Here is a 273-nt window from a genome sequence, read left to right as displayed (position 1 = left end):
TCTTCCGGCACCTCGACACCTCGGAAGCACCCAGCAGAACCAAGAAGGCGTTTCCCCTTGAGCGTCTGAAAGGCATGCCATGTATCGGCAACCGGCTGATCGCTGAACTTGACGGCGTACTTGAAAACCTCCATGAGCCCCTCGGCGGGATCTCCAACGATGGGCCGCACATCAACGATGAAGCTGTCCCCGGTGATCTGGTGCCAATCCCGCGACAAGCGCTCCTGGCTGGGCTCGACCTCGGCCAAGGCGATCATGTGCAGGTGCGGGTGC

General features: G+C 61.2%; 1 pseudogene. It reads right to left on the bottom strand.

Features of this window, described 5'->3' with window-relative positions:
* Nucleotides 1–257 (bottom strand): annotated as a pseudogene (locus ABG80_RS10595) (protein rep); the annotation flags it as partial.
* Nucleotides 258–273: the final 16 nt, after the last annotated feature.

The sequence above is a fragment of the Aquabacterium parvum genome, assembly GCF_001447195.1.
Classification (GTDB): domain Bacteria; phylum Pseudomonadota; class Gammaproteobacteria; order Burkholderiales; family Burkholderiaceae_C; genus Aquabacterium; species Aquabacterium parvum.
This window is presented reverse-complemented; position numbering and strand designations above follow the sequence as displayed.